Below are 22,476 nucleotides of genomic sequence, written 5' to 3' on the forward strand. Positions count from 1 at the left end.
AGATATCCACAAGTTATTCATGAAATCTTGCTTGCAAATGGTGACTAACCTCACTATCTTGTGTTGGTAAAGAAAAATCATAGCTTATCTTGTGTTTTTACTTTCAAGGCTTTAAGAGTGAAGGTGAGGCAAATAAAAGGAATTGAAGCAAGTAAGTGTTTAGGTTACTGCGCCAACAATAACCAAACACTAAATATTAACCATGAGAGCTAATACTTTTCATACTTTATCGAATTACGGAAACCCGATAAAAGTAAAATTACATTATACTAATTTTGAATGCAAAGGTTATTTGCTCTCTCTGATAAAAGGGAGGGGAATATGGAAATTAAAAAAGAAGATGAAATTCATGTTGTGGTACACCACAAACATCATCATACTTTTTCTATTAATTGTCTGGGTTCTTACCGCTTTTCAGGTGCTTTTGTCGTTATGACTCAAGTGTTTGATTGGCTCATTAATAACTGGCCAATGTAAACTTGGATCGCTCTTTGGGAGCTCCAATTTATAAAAACAAGTAATTCTACCCAACAAAAAAGCCTCAATATTTTCATATTGAGGCTTTGTCATAATCCAATTTCTAATCAAAAAACACTATGCACTTTCAATAATCAATTTCAAATCAGCAACCAGCTCTTTATTCAAAATCTGTGGAATTTTCCCTGGTTGTTGTTTGGGTTTAAACACCGCAAACTTTTCCCCTTTAGGTGATACTAAAACATAACTAGCGCTGTGGTCGACTTGATAGTCTGCACCGTCTCCAACCATGGCGTAGGCAAAGCCTAAGTCTCTGGTGAACGGGAATAACTGTGCATGTTCAGCGGTGACTGCTTTAAAGTCTTTATTAAAAAAGTTGATGTAATCTAAGCGCTTGGTTTGCGAGTCTCTGTCTGGGTCTACTGACACAAACACCACTTGAATATCTTCTGATAGCGACTGTAGCTCAGTATAAGCGGCGTTGAGTTTATTCAGTGTGGTTGGGCAAACATCAGGGCACGAGGTAAATCCGACAAATACTAGGCTCCACTTGCCTAGTAGTTGCTGATTAGTAAACTCATTGCCCAGTTGGTCATGCAAAGTAAATGGCGCTAATGTTCTTGGTTGGTCGAACATATAACTGCTGGCAAGTTCAAGCGGCTTAGGCTGCGAAAAATTAACTGCTACCGCCACGCCTAAACCTAACATCATCACAGCCAGTGCGATTATCTTTTTCACATTCATTCCCCTCTACTGCTCACTGATACTGTCATTAATTGCCCCATAGGTAGTGGTCGACAAGTAACACCAAAAACAGAATCATTAAGTGGTAGATAGAGAACTTAAATACATCCATCGCCAGCCCTGGTTTGTCATGATATTTAAGTTGCCATGCTTTGTAGATAAAGCCACAACTTAAAATGGTTGAACCCACTAAGTAAACTGGGCCACACATACCAACGAGCACAGGTAATAAACAGGCTATTGCTAGCAATAATGTGTATAGCAAAATACAGGTCTTAGTGAACTCTACTCCGTGGGTTACAGGTAGCATTGGCACATCGACTTTGGCGTATTCTTTTTTACGATGAATCGCTAAAGCCCAAAAATGTGGTGGTGTCCAAGTGAAAATGATGATCACTAATAACAGTGCATTACCATGCAGTTCATTGGTCACAGCTGTCCAGCCTAATAGTGGTGGCATGGCACCAGCTAACCCACCAATGACAATATTCTGCGGTGTCGCGCGTTTTAAATAGGCGGTATACACCACTGCATAGCCAATTAAACTGGCGAAAGTTAACCATGCAGTTAATGGGTTCACTAAAGCGTATAAAATAATAAATCCACCTAAGCCAGTAGAGGTGGCAAAGGTCATTGCTTTAATCGCTGAAACTTTTCCTTTTGGTAAAGGGCGGTTGTAGGTACGTGCCATTAAGCCATCGATACGGCGATCAATAAGGTGATTATAAGCTGCTGCTGCGCCTGCCATCATGGCTATGCCAATCATGCCAAAAATAAGTGGTTGCAGCGGTACAGCGCCAGGCAGTGCTAAGCACATACCGACCAATACCGTCAGTAGCATCAGCGCGACGACTTTAGGTTTGGTCATCTCGAAATAAGCGCGCCATTGCAGTGTGTCTGTTTTGGTTGCGCTTGCGGGTAAAGATAGTGATTTAGCCATAATAGAATCCTTGCTTTATGCTTTACGCCACAGCGCATAGTTAATGAAAATAACGGTTAACAGCAGTAATGCTGCGCCGCCGTTGTGTGAGACTGCAATGCCTAAAGGCAAGTGCATCACAATATTGCTGATGCCTAAGCCTACTTGTAATACGACAAGGGCAATTAATATCCACGCACTTTGACGTATGGTTGACGATTGTGCTTTGAGTAATTTAACGCCTAGCCAGCATAAGCTGATGGCAGTGATACCCCCCCAAATGCGATGAGTGACGTGAATCGTCATTCGAGCAGGGTATTCAAGTACGCCATATTCAAAGCTAGGGTGATCGCCCTGAAATGGCGAGAAGGCTTTAGCAAATTGCAGGTTTTCTAACCAGTCACCTTCACAAATTGGCAATGTGGTACAAGCTAATGCGGCGTAGTTGGATGATGTCCAGCCGCCTAAAATAATTTGTATCACTAACACGACTAAACTCACCATTGCTAATGGCCCGAGTTTTCGCGCGTAAGAGTCGCCGCCGGGGATCCTTAAGGGTTTGGTTCTTAGGTAGAGCAAAAGTAGTAAGGCAAACAAGCTAAAGCCACCAATTAAATGCCCCATGACCACAATGGGCATTAACTTCATCGTGACGGTCCACATACCTAATGCCGCTTGAAATAGGATCAGTGCGGAAATGAAGATCGGCAGTTTTTTCGGTGCATCGGCTCTTTTTAAGCAAACAATTAAAATAGTTAACACCATTAAGCCTAATGCGCCGGCAATATAACGGTGGATCATTTCTAGCCAAGCTTTTTCAGGCTCGACGGTAAGATCTGGAAAGTTGGTTTCTACTTTTGCCAAGTCGGCTGCATCACTGGGTACGCCAATATGACCATAGCAGCCCGGCCAATCAGGGCAACCTAACCCCGCATCTGATAAGCGGGTGTAAGCGCCCATCAAAATAACGGCAAAGGTAAATACCAAGGTGAATTTGAGGAGGTTTTTTATATCCATTAACCGACCCTCGACAACTTCAATAACTTACGCAGGTCGGCGATCATTGATTTGCCTTGATCCATATTTTCTTGCTCACCGATGATGCCAGGATATTCCATCACTAGGCTGCCGAGCGGGTCGACAATAATCATTTGCTGTTCAGTCATCATTGCGATGATGGCTTGGCTAGCATTGGCTGTTTCAAATGGCACTTTGAGCTTTTCAAGGATTGCCGTGTCACTATCAGGTTGCAGCATGATAATAGGACTCACGCGATCTTGATGCTTACCCAGAGCCACATGACTTTGATGCAGTACGTATAAACGTTGCTGACATTGTTCTAGGCAGTCTTTAGGTAATAGATATAACAGCTGCCAAGATTGTGGATGCGGATTTTCCATTGATAAGCTTTGATAGCTCACCTCTGGCGGAATAAGTTGGCCTTTATTGGTTGCAGCGCCATTGTATAAGTCCATGCTTAATACCAGCTTTGCGACGGCCACTGGTAAGATAAATACCAGTACTAGGGCAAACAATGCCTTGTTGTTTTTAGGTTTTACTGGGGAGTTCATACTTGCTCCTCTTGTTACGGCTTAATTTATTAGTTTGGTTTTATTCGTTTTCACTTGTCTTGCTAGCTGTGCTTTTAGGTCTCGCTTTTATTAAGTGTTTCCATCCTATCCATAGCATCAGTGACAAAAATACTGCCGCCATAGTGAACCATTGCAGTGCGTAGCCTTGGTGTTTTTGGGCTGATAATGGAATGGGTGTCCATGGCTTAGGTAATGCAATGTTAGGGATTGAATCTGGCTGCAGTACTACTGGTGCCAGTGGGTGGCCTATTTTCTCAGCTAAGGCCGCTAAATTGAGGTTTTGAAAACGCATCACTTTGCCGTCTTCTGCATGGAGCTGGTGGCTTAAAGGGTTAATTTGTTTTTGATACACTCGGCCATTAAGGTCAATGGCTGACAGTGGTACAGGGGTTATGTCAGGTAAAGTTCGACGATCGATATTGGCAGCAACAAAGCCTAATTCAACCATAAGCCAAGGTAGGTCTTTTTTTACTGCTTCAGCATTATCAATTGTAATGGCACTTGTAACAGCATTTGTATTCGCACCTGCATGAGCAACTTGAAAGACTTGGTAGGCTAAGTAACCGACTCGCCCTTCAAACACTTGGTTATCGAGTAGTAATATTTGCTGATTTACCGGAATCGCATTGACGCTTAAACGGTAACCACTGAGTCTTTCATCAGCGCCAAAAGCAAGCAGTTGATCAAAACTTAATTCACTTGCAGCTTGTCTGGCTGACAAGGTGGCTTGCCACGCCGTTTTTTGCTCAGCTCTATCAAGTTGCCAAACGCCTAACTTGACCAAAATACAAAACACACTCACAGTAACAAGCAGCAATAACCCAGTAGATAATCGCCAGACTCGCAAAGGAGAGCCCATGGATACCTTAGTTATTTTCAAGCTTGTATTAGTACTGCTGCTTGTATTCATATTATTTAATCTAGCTAGAGCCTTGTTTATTATGGTTAAAGCTGAAAATAAACAACCAATGAGTCAATTTCTAGGACGCCGAGTTATCTTTTCTGCTTTGGTGATGGTGCTGTTATTACTGGCCTTAGGATTAGGTTGGGTAACCCCTAATCCAAGGCCTTATTAGTTTGTTTAAATGACGTAGACAAAAATAAACAAACAGAGCCAAACCACATCGACAAAATGCCAATACCAACTGCCTGATTGGAATGCAAAATGGCTTTCTGGAGTGAAGTGGCCTTTGAGAATCCTAAAGAACAAGATAATCAGAAAAACCGTTCCCAGTGTGACGTGCATGCCATGGAAACCCGTGAGCAAAAAGAAAGTATTTCCGTAGATGCCAGATGAAAGCGTGAGCCCCATTTCTTGGTATGCGTGAACATATTCTTCAACTTGTAAAAATAAGAACCCGATACCCAATAAAATGGTTAAGCCTAACCAGACTTTTAATGCACCACGTTTAGACTTTTCTAGTGACACGTGAGCAAAGTGCAAGGTGACTGAAGAAGCTAAAAGGATGAGAGTGTTATAAAGCGGTAACCCAGTCCAAGGCATGGCTTCAGTGGTGGTGCCATCAGGAGTTTTGATCAATGGCCACATTGCTTCAAATGTTGGCCATAACACTTCATGGGTCATGGCATTATTCGAGCTACCACCTAACCATGGAATAGCGACCATTCTGGCGTAGAATAAGGCGCCAAAAAATGCCCCGAAGAACATAATTTCAGAGAAAATAAACCAGCTCATTCCTTGGCGAAATGAACGGTCCATTTGCGCTGAATATAAGCCTGACATTGATTCATCAATGACATTTTTAAACCAGCCAAATAGCATAAAGATAATGACTGCAATACCAGCCACTAGGATATAACCACCTGAAGTATCTTCAGTGGCTAACTGTTGCACGTAGGAACCTGCGCCAAAAGCAATCAGGAATAACCCGATAGCGCCGGTAATGGGCCAAACGCTTTGCGCTGGCACGTAATAGTTTTCATGTTTAGTTGTCATCTTGCTGCTCCTTGCTCTATGGCCGCAGTTTGTTTGTCTGTGATGTCATAGAGGGTATAAGAGAGAGTCAAAGTTTTAATGGAATCTGGTAAGTCTGGATCCACATAAAAGATTAATGGCAGTTCAGCATCAGCCTTTGCAGCTAGGGGTTGTTGATTGAAACAGAAACACTCGGTTTTATTGAAATACGCCGCACCTTGACCAGGCGATACCGAGGGTATTGCTTGGCCGACAAGGGGTTTAGCAGAAAGGTTTTTTGCTAAAAATGCTGTGCGAGTGAGTTCGCCTGGGTGAACCTGAATACGGTTCACTTTAGGGCCAAACTCCCATGGCATACTGCCTTGTACTTGGGCGATAAATTCAATAGTAATGGTGCGTTCTTTATCAACGACCACCGCCTCATAACTACTTGCAGTACCTTGGGGTTTTCCGTTAACCCCCAAGGTGTCACAAAGCACGTCATAAAGCGGTACCAGTGCAAAACCAAAGCCGAACATACCAATAGAGCCCAGTACGAGACCTATTAGTAATTTACGGTTTGATTTTGTTGGCTGGCTCATATCACTTTACCTCTGGAGGTGTGGTGAATGAGTGATAAGGTGCTGGACTTGCGATGGTCCATTCTAGACCTTCAGCGCCTTCCCAAGGTTTATCTGCTGCTTTCTCGCCGCCTCTAATACACTTAATCACTACGGCTAAGAAGATAAGTTGCGATAAACCAAATGCAAACCCACCAATAGAGACGATTTGGTTAACATCAGCAAATTGAATTGCATAATCAGGAATACGACGAGGCATACCCGCAAGTCCTAAGAAATGCATTGGGAAAAACAACACGTTGACTGAAATCGTACTACACCAGAAATGCCAGCGACCTAAGGTTTCGCTATACATGTGTCCTGTCCATTTAGGCAGCCAGTAATAGGCGGCGGCCATGATGGAGTACACAGCGCCCGTCACTAACACGTAGTGGAAGTGAGCTACCACAAAGTAAGTATCATGGTATTGGAAATCCGCAGGTGTAATTGCCAGCATCAGACCCGAGAACCCACCAATAGTGAACAAGATGATAAAGGCGACAGCGAATAACATCGGCGTTTCAAAGGTAATAGAACCACGCCACATAGTTGCGACCCAGTTAAACACTTTCACCCCTGTGGGCACCGCAATCAACATGGTGCAATACATGAAAAATAGCTCGGCGAATACTGGCATACCCGTAGTAAACATGTGATGCGCCCATACCAAGAACGACAGAATCGCAATACTTGAGGTGGCGTAAACCATGGAGGAATAACCAAAGAGCTTTTTACGGCTAAAGGTTGGCACAATCGCCGAGATAATACCGAAGGAGGGTAAAATCATAATGTAAACTTCAGGGTGACCGAAGAACCAGAAAATATGCTGGAACATCACAGGATCGCCACCACCTGCAGCATCGAAGAAGCTAGTACCGAAATATTTATCGGTTAATACCATGGTGACAGCACCTGCGAGTACGGGCATCACCGCTATCAATAAGAATGCAGTAATCAACCAAGTCCATACAAACAATGGCAACTTCATCCATGTCATACCTGGTGCGCGCATATTCACAATAGTCACGACCACGTTAATCGCGCCCATAATGGAGCTTATACCCATAATGTGTACTGAGAAGACGAATAATGCCGTGGTATCAGGGCTGTAGGTCGTTGATAGTGGTGCGTAGAAGGTCCAACCAAAGTTAGGCCCGCCGCCTTCCATAAATAGCGAACTCAACAGAATGGCAAACGCGAATGGCAGAATCCAAAAACTCCAGTTATTCATCCGAGGTAGTGCCATATCTGGCGCACCAATCATCATTGGAATAAGCCAGTTAGCTAAGCCGGTAAAGGCAGGCATAACGGCACCAAATACCATGATCAGTCCGTGAACTGTGGTCATTTGGTTGAAAAAGTTTGGATCAACTAATTGCAATCCTGGCTGGAACAGTTCGGCGCGGATAACCATCGCCATTGCACCACCAGTGAGAAACATGATGAAACTAAACCATAAATATAATGAGCCAATGTCTTTATGGTTAGTGGTTAAAATCCAGCGCATGATGCCTTTCGGCGCGCCATGATGGTGATCATCATGGCCATGGTCATCGTGAGACTGACCATCATGAGCTTCGGTTGTATCTTGTGTAATAGTGCTCATTTTAATCCCTTACTTTCCATGACCATCAACGTCAGAAGCCTGTACAGCATCTCCAGAATCATTACCCCAAGCGTTTCGCTCATAGGTAATAACTGCTGCGAGTTGTTGCGGTGTGAGTAGAGAGCCAAATGCCTGCATTGCAGTACCAGCTTTGCCATTGACGACAACATCAATATGACCGTCAACAGGTCCTGTAATCGCTGGGCTGCCGATTAATGAGGGGAAAGCACCAGGTAAACCTGTGCCAGCGGCTTGGTGACATGCGGCGCAATTGGTCATATAGACTTGCTCACCCATGGTCATCAGTTCTTCCATGGTTAAATCATCAAGTACGACTTCTGCTTTTGCTTCTTCTATCACTTCGGTAACAGCTTCAGTTGCAGCTTGTTCTACTTGGTCAGCGGTCGCTGGTAAGGTCACAGGCGTTGCACTGTCACTCGCAGGTTTGCTTTCAGTTGTTGAACCGCCGCCATTAATATCAGCTGCTTGTACAACATCACCTGAGTTATTACCCCAAGCATTTCGCTCGTAAGTTACAACAGCTGCGATTTCTGTAGCAGTAAGCTGTTTAGCAAATGCTTGCATTGCAGTGCCTGCTTTACCATTAACCACGATATCAACATGATGACTTACCGGGCCTTTAATCAGTGGACTACCAATCAGCGATGGGAATACACCAGGGAGACCTGCACCGTTTGGTTGGTGACATGCGGCGCAAACGCCCATATAGACTTGCTCACCTTGAGCCATTAACTCGTCATATGTGAGTGTTTGTGAAAGTGAAGCTTCAGCTGCAGCTTTGGCATCTACGGCTAGCTGCTTTTGGTCAAGCAGCCATTGCTCATAATCAGCTTCAGAAACGGCTTCAACCACGATTGGCATAAAGCCGTGATCTTTACCGCACAACTCAGCACATTGGCCACGGTAGGTGCCGATTTTATCGATTTTTGTCCATGCTTCATTAATGAAACCAGGGTTAGCATCTTTTTTAACCGCAAATGCAGGTACCCACCATGAGTGAATAACATCATCACTGGTCATCAAGAATCGAACTTTACGATTAATAGGTAATACGAGAGGTTTATCGACTTCTAATAAGTAAGTTTCAGTCTTTTCCGCAGAGCCTTGGATTTGCTCTGCAGGCGTTGAGAGTAAACTAAAAAACTCGACATCTTCGTTGAAATAGCTGTAATGCCATTTCCACTGAGAGCCAGTCACTTTAATGGTTAAATCTGCATCGCTAGGATCTTCCATAGCAATCAGAGTTTTAGTGGCAGGAATTGCCATACCAATAAGGATGATAAATGGCACGATTGTCCATGCTATTTCAACCTTGGTACTGTCATGAAAATCAGCCGGCACTGCGCCTTTTGACTTTCTGTGGTAGATCATTGAGTAAATCATGATCCCAAAGACCACAACACCGATAGCACAACAGATATATAGAATAATCATGTGGAGGTCATAAACCTTGCCACTGATTTCTGTTACGCCTTGCGTCATGTTAAGCGGCATATCAGCCGCCGCAAGCGGTACTGCAAATAGCAGCACCATTAATCCATACAACAATCGCTTCACAAGACCACTCCTCTGCCAATTGCGATTTGCAATAACAACAAGGAAAAGTCACACAGTAATACTCTGCTCTATGCAAACTTCTCTATTCCCGAAAAAGTTTGATCACTTCAAAGTACACGGTGGCTGCGAGTATCAATACTCGATTATTCTATTGGTTTATGGTGGCCACACTTGTACCTAATACTGAACTTTTCAATTCTTAAATTGACGCTTTTTATTCAAGGCTTTCTATACCGCATGGTACCAGCACAATCTTTACAGCGTTTTGTAGCTTTTTATCATTTTATAAACTCAAGAGTGACAGCAAATTGTTACTCTCTTGTTAACTACATTACTTGGAGATTAAATATTGATCAAGATCACTTTATCATCTAATTTGCTGAAAAAAGGCGCAAAAAAAAGCCCTTCACATAAATGAAGGGCTTTTTAAAGAGAGATTTGTTTAGTGAAAAGCAGATAAATTTAAGCTTGTTGGTGTTACAGAAGTATTGGCACCCATATGTTCATCATGTAAGTGAGTATTTACATCTTCAATGATGACACCTTGTGCTAATGCGCCTTTAGCAACCAATTGAATGCGTCGATTATCACGCGCATCTAGTGGTGTAGTCCAAGTAATAACGGCACTGGAAGTACCACTTGTTAGTGCTTTTTCCATCGCCCAAAGCGTTTCTACTTCATCTTTAGTGTGAACAAGTAAAACACGATCCATGCGAACGTTAGCGTTAGCCAATATTTGTTTATAGCCAATATGCGGAGGATTAATCAGTACAATCCAACGACCTTGCTGGCTTAAAATGGCCAAATGGCTGCACAACTGGGTTAACTCAGTTAAGCCTTGGTTGGCACTTTGCTTAGTTTCAATGCCTTGTTTAACTGGCGCAGTTGTTGATGTCATATCGACCCATAAGCCTGGATGACGTGGTGCATTACCTAATAATGTGTTCATAACCAACCTCCATTTCGGATAACGCCAACTGCAAGCCCTTCAATTGTCAGGCTCTGGCATGTTAAATCTACTTTAATCGGCGAATATTGTTCATTTTCTGCGTGCAGATAAACAACGTTGCCTTTCTTTTCAAAACGTTTAACTGTGACGTCATCATCTACACGAGCGACGACCACCTGACCATTTTTAGCTTGCTGCATTTTGTGAACAGCTAATAGGTCACCTTCAATAATGCCAATGTCTTTCATACTGTCGCCACGAACTCGTAGTAAGAAATTAGCATTTGGTTTGAACATTTCAGGATCAACTTGGAAGTATTGTTCAACATGTTCCAGCGCAAGAATAGGTTCACCTGCTGCAACTTGTCCGATAAGAGGGAGGCCTTCTTCAACTTCCTCTTCTTCCTGAATCATGCGGATTCCGCGTGAAGTACCAGGAATAATTTCGATACAGCCTTTCTTCGCCAGCGCCTTTAAATGTTCTTCGGCAGCGTTAGCACTTTTAAAGCCTAATCTAGTGGCAATTTCTGCACGAGTCGGTGGCATACCTGTCTCAGCAATATTACATTTAATTAGTTCTAGAATTTCAGCTTGTCGTGGCGTTAAAGGTCTCATATTGATTCCTGTTTTTTTATACAGTGACTGTCATTATATACAGTATCTTTGGTCGCGCAAGTATTAACCAATGAAATTTATGGTATCTGCTGGTTTATTGTTGTTTTTATTATGTGGCATTGGGTTTTAGTTTATATAAATCAATCTCTTGACTGTTTTGGGGGATGTGTGCTTTTTATTAGTACTAATTTTAATATTAGTACTTAACAGAGAGGTTTTAGGTCGATACAGTATATTTATACAGTACTGTTGATGCATTTCGTCCAGCATAAATCAGCGTTGGAATTGCTTAATTATTTTCAGCTAATGGCCTTCATATTGCTGCTCAATTGTTAAATACAGATAAGCAGGTTAGTGAATCCCATCTAGATTCTGGTATCCTATGCGCAATAAATCGTTGTAGATAATGCGAATACTCATGCTAAAACCAGATTCTATCATTGCTAAATCGTTGCGTTGGATTCAGAAATTAATGGTACACAGTGTTGTTGTGCCTGAAGATCCGTTCGCTGACTTAAATCTAGATCCAGAAAAGCCAGTGGTCTATGTCATGAAGACAGAGTCGCTGAGTGACATTGCTGCTTTGCATGAAATGTCGGCTAAGTTTGGCTTACCAAGTCCTTATGAAAGACTGGATGTTGATGGTTTAAATACCCCAAGAATTGTCTGTGTTGAAGGACGTAAGCCGCTATTTGGCAAGCGCCACAGTGGTGAGAAATTTGTCGCCAATTTCACCAAACTACTCGAATTACATCAAAAGAATAAAGAGTTAGATATTCAGTTGGTGCCTGTTAGCCTTTATTGGGGACGTATTCCTGGTAAGGAAGATGACACCATGACCGCTGCCGTGTTTGAGCGCGAAAACCCGACTTGGCTGCGTAAGTGGTTAATGATCCTGTTTTTAGGTCGCCATAACTTTATTCAATTCTCTAATGCAATGTCATTACGTTACATGGCTGATGAGCATGGTACGGATGTCAGTATTGCCCATAAACTCATCCGCGTGGCACGAGTCCATTTCAGACGTCAACGTAAAGTGATGACAGGACCGCAACTGCCAAACCGCCAAGCGATGTTCAACTCGTTACTTAAGTCAGAATCTATTACTAAAGCGATTCAAGAAGAAGCGGCGAATAAAAAGATATCTGAAGAAAAAGCGCGCGAAAAAGCCATTGAATACCTCGATGAAATTGCCGCTGATTATTCTGATAACTTGATCCGCATTGCTGAGCGCTTTTTAACTTGGTTATGGAATAAGTTATACAGTGGTATCAGTATTAAAAGCGCCGAAAAAGTCAGAAAGCTACACCATGACGGCCATGAAATTGTCTATGTGCCATGTCATCGTAGCCATATGGATTACTTATTACTGTCTTACATCCTTTATTATCAAGGCATGGTACCACCGCACATTGCTGCCGGAATTAACTTAAACTTTTGGCCTGCGGGGCCAATGTTCCGTCGTGGTGGTGCGTTCTTTATTCGTCGTAGTTTCAACGGCAATAAATTATATACCGCTGTATTCAGAGAATATTTAGATCAATTATTTGCCAAAGGTTATTCAGTTGAGTACTTCACTGAAGGTGGCCGCTCACGTACAGGTCGTTTACTAGCGCCAAAAACGGGCATGCTAGCGATGACTGTGAACAGTGTTTTGCGTGGTATCGAGCGTCCAGTGACATTGGTGCCTGTGTATTTGGGTTACGATCACGTAATGGAAGTATCGACTTATCACAAAGAGTTAAGCGGTAAGAAGAAGCAAAAAGAATCGGTGTGGCAGGTATTTGGTGCATTACGTAAATTAGGTAATTTTGGTCAAGGTTATGTCAATTTTGGCGAACCCATTAACGTACAACAATTCTTGAACCAACAAGCGCCAGACTGGCGTGAAGAAATTGCTCAAGATCCTGAGCAAAAACCGACTTGGTTAACGCCTGCGGTTAACACACTTGCCAATAAAGTGATGACCAATATCAACAGTGCTGCGGCGGCGAGTTCAGTCACGTTAACCAGTATGGTGCTGTTGGCTGCAGAGCAAAATGCGTTAGAGCGCAGTGAGCTTGAAAGCCAGTTAGGCTTATACCTGAAGTTATTGAAAGATGTGCCGTACACCGGCTATACCTCGGTTGCCGAAGGGACGCCAAGTGAGTTGATTGAGCAATGTTTATCGCTGAAAAAGTTTACTTCAACTAGTGATCAATTAGGTGAGATTATTGCGATTGAAGAGCATGCGGTGATTGCGATGAGTTATTATCGCAATAACATTATTCACTTGATAGCAGTGCCTTCATTAATTGCCAGTTGCTTAGTGCAATATGAAGAACATAATCGTGAAAATATTCATAAAATCGTCAATGACTTTTACCCATTACTTAAAGCTGAATTGTTTATGGGTATCGAGGATTTAACCGCATATGTCGATCATGTTTTAGACTTGTTTGTTGAGCAGCAATTGATTTCAGGTACTGACGAGTTTGAAGTCAATCAAGGTAATATTACCCAGTTAATGCTATTGTCCGAAACTGTCAGTGAGACATTACAACGTTACGCGATTATCTTTAATTTATTGGCTTACAAGCCAGATATTGAACGTTCAGATCTCGAAAGCGCGAGCCATATGCTAGCTCAGCGTTTAGGTGCTTTACACGGAATTACTGCGCCAGAGTTTTATGATAAAAAACTCTACAATAATTTGAGTGTAAAATTAAAAGAATTAGGGCACTTGTCGGGTAGTGACAATCAATTTGCTGTCATCCGAATTCGTGACCATGCCAATGGCATGTTGCGATTATCTGTTCGTAAAACCATAGTCGATAGTGTGACTGTGGAACATGGGTAACGACTAACTTTATGAGTTCAACACAAACGCAGCCGAAAAATAAATCTTTGTTAGGCGGCGCAATGATCATTGCTGGTACCACTGTTGGTGCCGGTATGTTTTCTCTTCCTGTTGTGAGTGCTGGTATGTGGTTTGGCTATTCAATAGTCATGCTCATCGGCATTTGGTTCTGTATGTTAGTTTCAGGCTTATTGCTGTTAGAAACCAACTTACACTTTAAACCAGGTGACAGCTTTGACACTCTAACCAAAGTCACTTTAGGTCAGTTTTGGCGTATCGTGAACGGCCTATCAATAGCCTTCGTGTTATATATCCTTACCTATGCTTACATCAGTGGCGGTGGTTCGATTGTGAACCATACTTTGTCGGGTATGGGGATTAACTTGCCGCAAAGCCTCGCAGGATTAGTGTTTGCGGCCGTGCTAGCAGCTGTGGTGGTGATAAGTACTAAAGCCGTTGACCGTATCACGACTGTGATGATTGGCGGTATGATCATTACCTTCTTTTTAGCGGTGGGCAATCTACTCATTGATGTCGATAGCGTAAAATTATTAGTACCGGATGGCGAAGCAAGCTATGCGCCTTATATTTTAGCGGCGCTGCCTTTTGGTTTGGCAAGTTTTGGTTATCACGGTAACGTGCCTAGCCTAGTGAAGTACTACGGCAAACAGCCAAAGGTGATTATCAAAGCGATATTCATCGGTACTTTTATTGCGTTAGTGATTTATAGCTGTTGGTTAGCAGCCACGATGGGCAATATTTCTCGTAGCAGTTTCAGTGACATTATTGCCCAAGGCGGCAATATGGGCGTATTAGTTGGTGCATTATCTGAAGTCATGTCTAGCTCATGGCTTAATACCATGCTGACTTTATTTGCTAACCTTGCCGTAGCATCGTCTTTCTTAGGTGTCACACTTGGACTGTTTGATTACTTAGCCGATTTATTTGGTTTTGATGAGTCAAGCAATGGCCGGATAAAAACCGCCGTGGTGACGTTTATTCCTCCAACTGTTTTAGGATTATTATTCCCGAATGGTTTCTTAATGGCGATAGGTTTTGCTGCTTTAGCTGCCACTATTTGGACCGCGATTGTACCTGCGATGATGGCATATCAATCTCGTAAAATGTTTGCTGACGAAACGAGTTATCGCGTGCCAGGCGGCACACCATTACTTGCTGTGGTGATGCTGTTTGGTATCGTCACTGGTGCTTGCCACTTGTTAGCAATGGCTGATTTACTGCCTGTGTATCAATAATGAAATGTTGATTGCTACAATTTGATATTAAGCCCTCTTATGAGGGCTTTTTTGATGCAGCTTTTCAATATATTGAGTCGGTGTTTGACGATGAAGACGCTGAAAACTTTTACTGAAACTGCGTACATTCGCATAGCCTAGCAAGGCCGAAACCTCACTCACGCTTCTTCCTTCTAGCATATAGTTGATCGCCAAATTACCGAGAATATAGCGCATTAACTCCGTAAAACTGAATCCGTTTTGCTGCAGACGCCTTTGCAGTTGTTGACGTGAAAAACCGCACAAATCTGCCAATGAGTCCACTGTAGGTAAACCATAAAAACGAATGTAATTGACTAACTCATACAGCACCTTAGGTGTGTCATGGGTTTGTGGCATATTTAAATAAGAGTCAAGCTGATTGAGTGAGATGCTGTTGCTGTTATTTTTTTTAATTTGCTGCAGCGTTGACTGAGAAGATAAAAAATCTTGTTCAGAGCTTATTAAAGAGTCTATGTCCAACCACATCTCTGTAAGCGGCGCATTCCATGTCACTTTACAGCCAAAGGCTTGTTCAACCCCAAGTTGGCCAATTGAAGGGCCGCTAAGCATGACTTTTTTGGGCTGAAAATCTGCTCCGAGAAAATACCGACAAGTGTTTAGTAAGGTCAGTGCGACTCTCAACGAGTCATGAGATTTTGCTTTTGAGCTGACGTAATCATTGCGATAACACCACTTAATGATTTTGTTTGACTGAGCTCCGTAATAACTAGCCCCTGAATGAAAACAAGCCATAGCATAGTTAACCCGTCTAAAGGTGATGGCTAAATCTGGTGTGGCGAGAAACCAATTATTAGGCAGATTAAATCTGCCGATATCTAAATATTCTTGAATGTTAAGCATGTAGTCACTGTCACCTGTTAACAACTCAATTTTTGTTAACCACATAGCCACCTCCGAGAAAGGGAGCAATGTCATGGGCTCTAACATCAAGCTATCAGGAATCGAAAGATCCTTATGGGTGATGTTATAGCGTTCTTCAACCCCTTGCAGTACAGGAAGCACACAGCAAACACGGATAAAAGATACATTAAAAGCCATGGCAATTTCTCTGTAGTTAAGGTTCAGGCAAATGACATTAAGGTGTCATATTGAATCAAAAAATAACATTTATTGATACAAATGGATACTTGATGTTGTGATTTGAAGTGGTAGAGGCAAACTAGCCACATTCAAGATTACAGAGGTGAGATCAATATGAGTTTATTCAGTATGCCATTCGTCGATACAGGTGTTGATGCTGCACTTCATGGCGTTGCATTAGTGGTTTTAGTCGGCGTAGTTGCCGCAGCAGGTTATGGCTTTTGGAAGGTACATGAATTGCCAATCGATAAGGCACATAAAGAAAACCATCAACAAATAGGGCTCATCACTGCGCTCACCTGGATAGGTTTTTTGTGGCATTGGGTTTGGGTATTAGCTGTGATGGTTGCGTTTATTGATACCGGTAAAGCACTGAGAAAAATTAGAGATGTATGGCGAGAAAAGGATACTGACGAACCAGTATCAGCCACTCCCCAAAAAGAAGAGGTTAACTCATGATTGAAGGTTTAGCCGTATGGGCATTGTTTATTTATATTCTGCGTATGGTGGGTATGCCGTGGAATAAAGGCACTAAAGCGTTTGCATATTTAGGCGGCACGGGTTGGTTAATGTTCGTGTGGGTCGGTTTATTAAATTATGCACCTATGGATATTACAGGCGGCTCTGTTGTGCAATCACCGCATATTCAGTTACGTCCTGCGTCAACGCAAATTAAAGGTAATGTAAAAGGCATTTATGTTGAACCCAATGAAAGGGTCGTGGCTGGGCAGTTGATATATGAGCTTGATGATGAGCCTTACCAAATTGCTTTAAATAAAGCCTCTGTGGGTAAGCAAACCGCGACAGTCGCATTGTCACTAGCGAAAGAAGATATCCTTATTGCAGAGAAAGAACTGCAATCGGCAAATTCTGATGAAGCCATCAGTAAAAACCAATTGCATGCAGCTAAGAAAGATTTAACTTGGAAAGAGACAACGCTGGCGCGTTACGTTGAGCAAAATAGCATAGTGCCTGACACGATTACAGAAAGTCAGTTAGATGAGCAGCAAACAGCTGTTGATTTAGCCCAAGCCAAAGTCGATGCCTATGTCACTCAAATTGCTAAATCGAAAACTGAAGTTCAAAAAGCTAAGCTCGATATTCAAAAAGCTCACTTAACGGTTGATAGCCGTCAGTCAGACTTAGAGAGTGAAATCGAAAATGTGGCTCAAGCACAATGGAACCTTGATAATACAAAGGTTTATGCACCTGCTAATGGTTATGTGACTAACTTCATAATGCGAGAAGGTCAATATGTTGGTGTTGCGCCGAGAATTCAGATGTATACCGATGAAAAGTATGTACTGATGCGAGTCAATCACCAAGCGATACGTAACGTTGAGGTTGGCCAAATGGCGGAGTTTGCATCAGCGGTGTACCCAAGTAAAATTTTCAACGCTGAAGTTGAAGGGATTATTGAGGCAACAGGAGAGGCGCAAGGCAGCTTATTAGCACGTGATGACAATGTCAGACAGACCACAGGGCAAAACATCAATAATAAGCATCACTTTGTGCGCTTAAAACTACAAGAGTCTGCAGAGTATGATATCCCAGTCGGTTCAGTTGGATTAGCTTGGGTATCAGGGACTAAACCTGCTGAGTTTATGAGCTTTTTAGATGTGATACGCGGCATTATTATTCGAATGAAGTCTCAGATTTACTATATCTGGTCTATATAAAGGTAAGTTCTTAACATTAAGATAAGTACTTAACGATTGAATTAGTGAGTCTCAAACGTTCTAAAAGCGTCCTTAGATAAGGGCGCTTTTTTATGCCAGTAAAGAGTTGTATTTATCAAGATTCACCTCGACAGCGGCTGAAAAAACGTCTTAACTGTTAAGTCATGTTCACGTTATTCATTGCTAACTATTACAAGGACAAGTATGTATGAAAGTGTCTAAATACGCTCAAGGTCAGCCTTGTTGGGTAGAGCTTGCAAGTCATGACTGGTTTTCTGCCAAAAGCTTTTACCAAAACCTTTTTCAATGGCACGCCGATGATATGCCTATGCCAGAAGGTCACTACACTATGCTGCAGATAGAGGGTGATGATATTGGTGCTATGTATCAAATGCCAAAAGAAATGGCATCACAGCCGACACATTGGGAGCTGTATTTTGCAGTCGATAATGTCGACGAAACAGTGAAATCGATTAAACATGCTGGTGGCGAAATTATTGCAGGCCCTCATGAAGTGGGAAATTCAGGCCGCATGGCCGTGTGCCATGATCCAGAAGGGGCGCGTTTTTCTATTTGGCAAGCCATTGAACATGTAGGAATTAAACGTTCTTTTGAACCTAATACACTTTGCTGGGTTGAGTACATGTGCCGCAATGCAGGCTTATCTAAAAACTTTTACTGCCAAGTTTTGGGCTTTGACACTGAAACGGTGGACATGTCGGAAGTGGGTGTTGCTGAGTATACCCAATGGATGGTGGCTCAGCAGGCTATTGGTGGCATGATGGAAATGACCGAAGAGTTTGGCGATATGCCACCTCACTGGATGTTGTATTTTAGCGTTGAAGATTGCGATGCAATGGCAGCTAAAGCGGATGAGTTGGGCGGTAAAATTTGCGTGCCGCCGACAGATATACCTGATGTGGGTCGGTTTGCGGTGATTGATGATCCTCAAGGAGGCACATTTTCAATCATTAAACTGAGTCTACCTGATTGCTAAATTATACTTTCGCCAAGGTCATGGGTTTGTTAGCTTAGTGAATCAGACAAAATTTTTAGTTTTATCAACCCAGTTCAAGGAAGAAACATGTCGCAGACCAAAGAGCAAAAATTAGCAGATATTCAAAAGAAAATGACCATGGTAGCAGTGATTGATTTCCCTGGATCCTTGCTAATGGCTGCGGGCTTATATGGCATTTTTGCAGGCTTTAACATTGCAACGATGCCGATGTTAGATAATGCGAATGTACAGTATGTTATGGTGGCGATTGGCGGTGTGACCATGATGTGGGGAATGGTAAAAATGATGCAATTAGCCAAACTTAAACAACAGATCATGAGTGAAGATCTATAAAATCAATATTGTGTTTATAAAATTTAAAAGGCGCTGAGAGCGCCTTTTTTGATGGTGTTATTTAATCAGATGCTCTTGGTAGTTTCCTGCCATATATCAGTAAATAAATGGCTGGAATAACAAACAATGACAGCAATGGGGCGGTGACCATGCCACCGACCATAGGCGCGGCAATTTTCTGCATTACTTCATTACCTGTACCACTGCCCCACATAATTGGCAGTAATCCAAAGAAAATGGTGGCAACGGTCATGGCTTTAGGGCGAATACGCATCACGGCGCCGTGGATTAACGCCTCGCTTAAATCACTGCGCTGCTTGTATTGCCCTTTTGCTTGTCTGTCTTTAATGCTGTTATTCAAATATACCTGCATCACCACACCAAATTCAGCCGCGACCCCTGCAAGTGCAATCATCCCGACAGAAACTGCTACCGAGAAATTGAAATCCAACAAGTACAATAACCATGCACTGCCAACAAGCGAAAATGGCAGGCTCAACATGATCACTGAAGCCTGGGTAAATGAGCCAAAAGTCATCATTAGCAGCATGAAAATCACCGCAAGCATTAACGGAATAACCAACTCCATTTTTGCTTCCACGCGTTGCATATACTCATATTGGCCTGCAAAAGTGTAGCTATATCGAGGTGGAAGCTGAACTTGTTCATTAAGCGCTTGTTTGGCTGTAGCAATATATTCACCAATGGATATGTTGTCCAAATCGACAAATACCCAACTGATTAATCTACCATTTTCACTGGCAAGCATGGGCGCACCATCGCTAATAGAAATGGTTGCTAAGTTGCCTAATGGTAAGTATTTACCTGTTTTGGTCATGACAGGTAAGTCTTGCAGCTTTTCGATACTGTCACGCAGTTCGCGGGGGTAGCGAATATTGATTGGGTAACGTTCTTGCCCTTGAATAGATTGACCCACTTGCATACCGCCAATGGCCATTTGCACCACATCTTGAATGTCTTTGAGGGTCATTCCGTAACGAGCAGCATTTTTAAGATCTGGCTCAATATCAATATAGCGGCCACCACTTGTTCTCTGAGCAAATGCCGATTGCGTACCAGGTAGTTGGCTGACAACGGCTTCTATTTCAGTGCCAATACGCTGAAGTTCATCAATATCTGCGCCGGAAATTTTAATTCCGACAGGGGTTCGTACTCCTGTTGAGAGCATATCAATGCGAGTTTTTATCGGTTGAACCCAAGCATTGGTCATTCCGGGTACTTTAACCGTCTTTTGAAGCTCAGCAATGATCCCCTCAAGTGTCATACCTTCGCGCCACGTATCACGCGGGTTAAGCATGATGGTGGTTTCTAGCATGGTTAACGGCGCAGGATCGGTGGCAGTCATCGCTCGGCCAACCTTACCAAATACCCGCTTTACCTCGGGTACGGTTTTAATGAGTCGGTCAGTTTGCTGCAAAATTTCAGCGGCTTTACCAGCACTTACGCTTGGTAGAGTCGTTGGCATATAAAGCAAATCACCTTCTTCAAGTTCAGGCATAAACTCGCTGCCCATTTTTGTCATTGGATACACCGCACTGCCAAGGGCAATGATGGCTAATAAGATGGTGAACTTTGGAAATTTAAGCACTAAACGCAGCATAGGCTCGTAAATGGCAATCAATAGTCTGCTGAGAGGGTTTTTCTTCTCATCAGGGATTTTACCGCGAACGAAATAGCCCATTAACACCGGGATCAAGGTAATAGCTAATATCGCACTGGCAGCCATGGCAAAGGTTTTAGTAAATGCCAAAGGGTGGAATAATCGGCCTTCTTGAGCTTCTAGGGCAAACACAGGCACAAAGCTTAAGGTGATAATCAACAGACTGAAAAATAGTGCTGGGCCGACTTCAACCGAAGCTTTTCGCACTAACTCCCAATGGGTGTCACCCGTAGGAGTTTGACCATTATGTTTTTCTCGATATTGTTCTAAATGCTTATGCACATTTTCGACCATCACAATGGCGGCATCCACCACCGCTCCTATGGCAATGGCTATCCCACCTAAACTCATGATGTTGGCATTTACCCCGATAATATTCATCACGATAAAACTGATTAATATTGAGATTGGTAACGAGATAATCGCCACTAAGGTTGAGCGGGCATGAAGCAAGAAAATCAGGCAGATAATGCCTACGACCATCATTTCTTCGAGGACTTTATGTTTAAGATTGTCCACTGAGTTAAGAATAAGCTCAGAGCGATCGTAAGTGATCACTAACTCCACCCCATCAGGCAGGCCGTTTTCGATTTCTTTAAGCTTATCTTTGACATTGTTGATGGTGGCGAGGGCATTTTCACCGTAACGCATCACCACAATGCCGCCAACCACTTCACCTTTACCATCTAGTTCGGCGATTCCGCGACGGGCGGCAGGCCCTGTGCGTAGTTGCGCCACATCTTTCATCAATACCGGCGTGCCAGATTCAGACACTATGCCTAATGGTATTTCCCTAAAGTCAGCCAGTGTTTGCCGATAACCTGTTGAAGTGATCATGTACTCGGCTTCTGCCATTTCAATGACTGAGCCACCTGTTGAACTGTTAGAATTGTCTAAGGCATTTTTTACAGTCATTAAATCAATTTGATACAAAGCCAACTTATGCGGGTCAACAATGATTTGGTATGACTGCTCCATGCCGCCAATAGTCGCGACTTCTGACACGCCGCTAACACTTTGCAATTCAAGCTTTAAAAACCAATCTTGCAGTGAACGCAATTGTGCTAAATCATGTTGGCCTTTGCGATCAACTAACGCGTACTGAAATACCCAACCAACTCCAGATGCGTCAGGTCCCAGAGTGGGAGTGACATTGTCGGGTAGCTGCCCTTGGGTTTGGGATAAATATTCTAAGACTCGGGAGCGAGCCCAATAAATGTCTGTGCCGTCTTCAAAAATAATGTAGACGTAAGAGTCGCCAAACATAGAAAAACCGCGCACTGTTTTTGCGCCAGGTACGGCGAGCATGGCGGTTGATAACGGATAGGTTATTTGGTCTTCAACTAATTGCGGTGCTTGGCCTGGGTATGAGGTTTTTACAATTACTTGCACATCAGATAAATCTGGTAGTGCATCCAGTGGCGTCATGCGCATTGCCTGATAACCAATTAAGGCAATCACGGCAGTAAGCACTAACACCATAGCTCTTTGCCTAATTGAGGCGCTGATTATTTTTTCTAACATGTCGGCCTCC

21 protein-coding genes are annotated in these 22,476 nt (G+C 42.9%); 8 read left to right on the forward strand and 13 right to left on the reverse strand.

Translation table 11 applies throughout. From position 1 onward, the window contains the following. Positions 1 to 321: 321 nt before the first annotated feature. Positions 322 to 477 carry a hypothetical protein gene (locus BCU84_RS20680; protein WP_157936187.1) on the forward strand — a complete coding sequence of 52 codons (156 nt, stop codon included), beginning with the start codon at positions 322 to 324 and terminating at the stop codon, positions 475 to 477. A gap of 117 nt (positions 478 to 594) precedes the next feature. Here the strand turns inward: BCU84_RS20680 and BCU84_RS03460 are convergent, their stop codons facing one another. Genes BCU84_RS03460 through BCU84_RS03480 form a run of 5 tightly spaced genes read right to left on the reverse strand, consistent with a single transcriptional unit; the run spans position 595 to position 4,591 of the window. Continuing rightward, complete coding sequence (locus tag BCU84_RS03460; protein ID WP_102526713.1) at positions 595 to 1,221, reverse strand: SCO family protein; 627 nt, start codon at positions 1,219 to 1,221, stop codon at positions 595 to 597. A gap of 28 nt (positions 1,222 to 1,249) precedes the next feature. Next, the gene (gene cyoE, locus BCU84_RS03465; protein WP_102526714.1) at positions 1,250 to 2,161 is read right to left on the reverse strand and encodes a heme o synthase; all 912 of its coding nucleotides are present in this window, start codon (positions 2,159 to 2,161) and stop codon (positions 1,250 to 1,252) included. Positions 2,162 to 2,176: 15 nt separating this feature from the next. Further along, positions 2,177 to 3,157, reverse strand: coding sequence for a COX15/CtaA family protein (locus tag BCU84_RS03470; RefSeq protein ID WP_102526715.1), 981 nt, complete (start codon positions 3,155 to 3,157; stop codon positions 2,177 to 2,179). After that, complete coding sequence (locus tag BCU84_RS03475) at positions 3,157 to 3,711, reverse strand: hypothetical protein (RefSeq protein WP_102526716.1); 555 nt, start codon at positions 3,709 to 3,711, stop codon at positions 3,157 to 3,159. The genes BCU84_RS03470 and BCU84_RS03475 overlap by 1 nt, the downstream gene beginning before the upstream one ends. 40 nt (positions 3,712 to 3,751) lie before the next feature. Next, positions 3,752 to 4,591: an SURF1 family protein gene (locus tag BCU84_RS03480; protein WP_241906352.1), complete on the reverse strand. Its 840-nt coding sequence runs from the start codon at positions 4,589 to 4,591 to the stop codon at positions 3,752 to 3,754. Here BCU84_RS03480 and BCU84_RS03485 point away from each other — a divergent pair. Further along, positions 4,590 to 4,808 carry a DUF2909 family protein gene (locus tag BCU84_RS03485; protein ID WP_102526718.1) on the forward strand — a complete coding sequence of 73 codons (219 nt, stop codon included), beginning with the start codon at positions 4,590 to 4,592 and terminating at the stop codon, positions 4,806 to 4,808. The two genes, BCU84_RS03480 and BCU84_RS03485, sit on opposite strands and share 2 nt — an antisense overlap. A 5-nt stretch (positions 4,809 to 4,813) precedes the next feature. On the opposite strand, the gene BCU84_RS03490 is transcribed toward BCU84_RS03485, so the two are convergent. From BCU84_RS03490 to lexA, 6 genes are all read right to left on the reverse strand, one after another. After that, on the reverse strand, positions 4,814 to 5,689 hold the full coding sequence (locus BCU84_RS03490) for a cytochrome c oxidase subunit 3 (protein WP_102526719.1): 876 nt from the start codon (positions 5,687 to 5,689) through the stop codon (positions 4,814 to 4,816). Next, positions 5,686 to 6,249 (reverse strand): cytochrome c oxidase assembly protein, encoded by a 564-nt coding sequence (locus tag BCU84_RS03495; protein ID WP_102526720.1) that lies wholly within the window; start codon positions 6,247 to 6,249, stop codon positions 5,686 to 5,688. The genes BCU84_RS03490 and BCU84_RS03495 overlap by 4 nt, the downstream gene beginning before the upstream one ends. Before the next feature lies 1 nt (position 6,250). Next, a complete protein-coding gene (gene ctaD / locus BCU84_RS03500) occupies positions 6,251 to 7,873 on the reverse strand; it encodes a cytochrome c oxidase subunit I (protein ID WP_194944986.1) in 1,623 nt (540 codons plus the stop codon). Positions 7,874 to 7,882: 9 nt separating this feature from the next. Next, the gene (gene coxB / locus BCU84_RS03505; RefSeq protein ID WP_102526721.1) at positions 7,883 to 9,451 is read right to left on the reverse strand and encodes a cytochrome c oxidase subunit II; all 1,569 of its coding nucleotides are present in this window, start codon (positions 9,449 to 9,451) and stop codon (positions 7,883 to 7,885) included. A gap of 442 nt (positions 9,452 to 9,893) precedes the next feature. Continuing rightward, entirely contained in the window at positions 9,894 to 10,400 is a 507-nt protein-coding gene (locus BCU84_RS03510) for a SulA-like leucine-rich domain-containing protein (protein ID WP_102526722.1), read from the reverse strand. Next, entirely contained in the window at positions 10,397 to 11,014 is a 618-nt protein-coding gene (gene lexA / locus BCU84_RS03515) for a transcriptional repressor LexA (protein ID WP_102526723.1), read from the reverse strand. Before lexA ends, BCU84_RS03510 begins: the two co-directional genes overlap by 4 nt. A gap of 418 nt (positions 11,015 to 11,432) precedes the next feature. On the opposite strand from lexA, the gene plsB reads away from it, so the two are divergent. Further along, complete coding sequence (plsB, locus tag BCU84_RS03520) at positions 11,433 to 13,853, forward strand: glycerol-3-phosphate 1-O-acyltransferase PlsB (protein ID WP_102526724.1); 2,421 nt, start codon at positions 11,433 to 11,435, stop codon at positions 13,851 to 13,853. A gap of 11 nt (positions 13,854 to 13,864) precedes the next feature. Beyond that, positions 13,865 to 15,109: a tryptophan permease gene (gene mtr / locus BCU84_RS03525; RefSeq protein WP_102526725.1), complete on the forward strand. Its 1,245-nt coding sequence runs from the start codon at positions 13,865 to 13,867 to the stop codon at positions 15,107 to 15,109. Positions 15,110 to 15,136: 27 nt separating this feature from the next. Here the strand turns inward: mtr and BCU84_RS03530 are convergent, their stop codons facing one another. Beyond that, positions 15,137 to 16,189: a helix-turn-helix domain-containing protein gene (locus tag BCU84_RS03530; protein WP_102526726.1), complete on the reverse strand. Its 1,053-nt coding sequence runs from the start codon at positions 16,187 to 16,189 to the stop codon at positions 15,137 to 15,139. 156 nt (positions 16,190 to 16,345) lie between these two features. Between BCU84_RS03530 and BCU84_RS03535 the strand changes: the two genes are divergently transcribed. The 4 genes from BCU84_RS03535 to BCU84_RS03550 all read left to right on the forward strand — a co-directional run bounded on the left by BCU84_RS03535 (position 16,346) and on the right by BCU84_RS03550 (position 19,261). Continuing rightward, positions 16,346 to 16,690, forward strand: a complete 345-nt coding sequence (locus tag BCU84_RS03535) for an MFS transporter (protein ID WP_102526727.1) — start codon at positions 16,346 to 16,348, stop codon at positions 16,688 to 16,690. Further along, positions 16,687 to 17,910, forward strand: a complete 1,224-nt coding sequence (locus tag BCU84_RS03540) for an efflux RND transporter periplasmic adaptor subunit (RefSeq protein ID WP_102526728.1) — start codon at positions 16,687 to 16,689, stop codon at positions 17,908 to 17,910. Before BCU84_RS03535 ends, BCU84_RS03540 begins: the two co-directional genes overlap by 4 nt. A 208-nt stretch (positions 17,911 to 18,118) precedes the next feature. After that, the gene (locus BCU84_RS03545) at positions 18,119 to 18,907 is read left to right on the forward strand and encodes a VOC family protein (RefSeq protein WP_102526729.1); all 789 of its coding nucleotides are present in this window, start codon (positions 18,119 to 18,121) and stop codon (positions 18,905 to 18,907) included. 87 nt (positions 18,908 to 18,994) lie between these two features. After that, complete coding sequence (locus tag BCU84_RS03550; protein WP_102526730.1) at positions 18,995 to 19,261, forward strand: hypothetical protein; 267 nt, start codon at positions 18,995 to 18,997, stop codon at positions 19,259 to 19,261. Positions 19,262 to 19,322: 61 nt separating this feature from the next. On the opposite strand, the gene BCU84_RS03555 is transcribed toward BCU84_RS03550, so the two are convergent. Continuing rightward, the gene (locus BCU84_RS03555) at positions 19,323 to 22,466 is read right to left on the reverse strand and encodes a CusA/CzcA family heavy metal efflux RND transporter (RefSeq protein WP_102526731.1); all 3,144 of its coding nucleotides are present in this window, start codon (positions 22,464 to 22,466) and stop codon (positions 19,323 to 19,325) included. Positions 22,467 to 22,476: the final 10 nt, after the last annotated feature.

This window comes from Shewanella sp. 10N.286.51.B7 (genome assembly GCF_002873615.1).
GTDB lineage: Bacteria > Pseudomonadota > Gammaproteobacteria > Enterobacterales > Shewanellaceae > Shewanella > Shewanella electrodiphila.

What these genes read in the sequence shown, in the direction of transcription:
- BCU84_RS20680 (WP_157936187.1), top strand. Translation starts at nt 322, where the DNA reads ATGGAAATTAAAAAAGAAGATGAAATTCATGTTGTGGTACACCACAAA.
- BCU84_RS03460 (WP_102526713.1), bottom strand. Translation starts at nt 1,221, where the DNA reads ATGAATGTGAAAAAGATAATCGCACTGGCTGTGATGATGTTAGGTTTA.
- cyoE (WP_102526714.1), bottom strand. Translation starts at nt 2,161, where the DNA reads ATGGCTAAATCACTATCTTTACCCGCAAGCGCAACCAAAACAGACACA.
- BCU84_RS03470 (WP_102526715.1), bottom strand. Translation starts at nt 3,157, where the DNA reads ATGGATATAAAAAACCTCCTCAAATTCACCTTGGTATTTACCTTTGCC.
- BCU84_RS03475 (WP_102526716.1), bottom strand. Translation starts at nt 3,711, where the DNA reads ATGAACTCCCCAGTAAAACCTAAAAACAACAAGGCATTGTTTGCCCTA.
- BCU84_RS03485 (WP_102526718.1), top strand. Translation starts at nt 4,590, where the DNA reads ATGGATACCTTAGTTATTTTCAAGCTTGTATTAGTACTGCTGCTTGTA.
- BCU84_RS03480 (WP_241906352.1), bottom strand. Translation starts at nt 4,591, where the DNA reads ATGGGCTCTCCTTTGCGAGTCTGGCGATTATCTACTGGGTTATTGCTG.
- BCU84_RS03490 (WP_102526719.1), bottom strand. Translation starts at nt 5,689, where the DNA reads ATGACAACTAAACATGAAAACTATTACGTGCCAGCGCAAAGCGTTTGG.
- BCU84_RS03495 (WP_102526720.1), bottom strand. Translation starts at nt 6,249, where the DNA reads ATGAGCCAGCCAACAAAATCAAACCGTAAATTACTAATAGGTCTCGTA.
- ctaD (WP_194944986.1), bottom strand. Translation starts at nt 7,873, where the DNA reads ATGAGCACTATTACACAAGATACAACCGAAGCTCATGATGGTCAGTCT.
- BCU84_RS03510 (WP_102526722.1), bottom strand. Translation starts at nt 10,400, where the DNA reads ATGAACACATTATTAGGTAATGCACCACGTCATCCAGGCTTATGGGTC.
- lexA (WP_102526723.1), bottom strand. Translation starts at nt 11,014, where the DNA reads ATGAGACCTTTAACGCCACGACAAGCTGAAATTCTAGAACTAATTAAA.
- plsB (WP_102526724.1), top strand. Translation starts at nt 11,433, where the DNA reads ATGCTAAAACCAGATTCTATCATTGCTAAATCGTTGCGTTGGATTCAG.
- mtr (WP_102526725.1), top strand. Translation starts at nt 13,865, where the DNA reads ATGAGTTCAACACAAACGCAGCCGAAAAATAAATCTTTGTTAGGCGGC.
- BCU84_RS03530 (WP_102526726.1), bottom strand. Translation starts at nt 16,189, where the DNA reads ATGGCTTTTAATGTATCTTTTATCCGTGTTTGCTGTGTGCTTCCTGTA.
- BCU84_RS03535 (WP_102526727.1), top strand. Translation starts at nt 16,346, where the DNA reads ATGAGTTTATTCAGTATGCCATTCGTCGATACAGGTGTTGATGCTGCA.
- BCU84_RS03540 (WP_102526728.1), top strand. Translation starts at nt 16,687, where the DNA reads ATGATTGAAGGTTTAGCCGTATGGGCATTGTTTATTTATATTCTGCGT.
- BCU84_RS03545 (WP_102526729.1), top strand. Translation starts at nt 18,119, where the DNA reads ATGAAAGTGTCTAAATACGCTCAAGGTCAGCCTTGTTGGGTAGAGCTT.
- BCU84_RS03550 (WP_102526730.1), top strand. Translation starts at nt 18,995, where the DNA reads ATGTCGCAGACCAAAGAGCAAAAATTAGCAGATATTCAAAAGAAAATG.
- BCU84_RS03555 (WP_102526731.1), bottom strand. Translation starts at nt 22,466, where the DNA reads ATGTTAGAAAAAATAATCAGCGCCTCAATTAGGCAAAGAGCTATGGTG.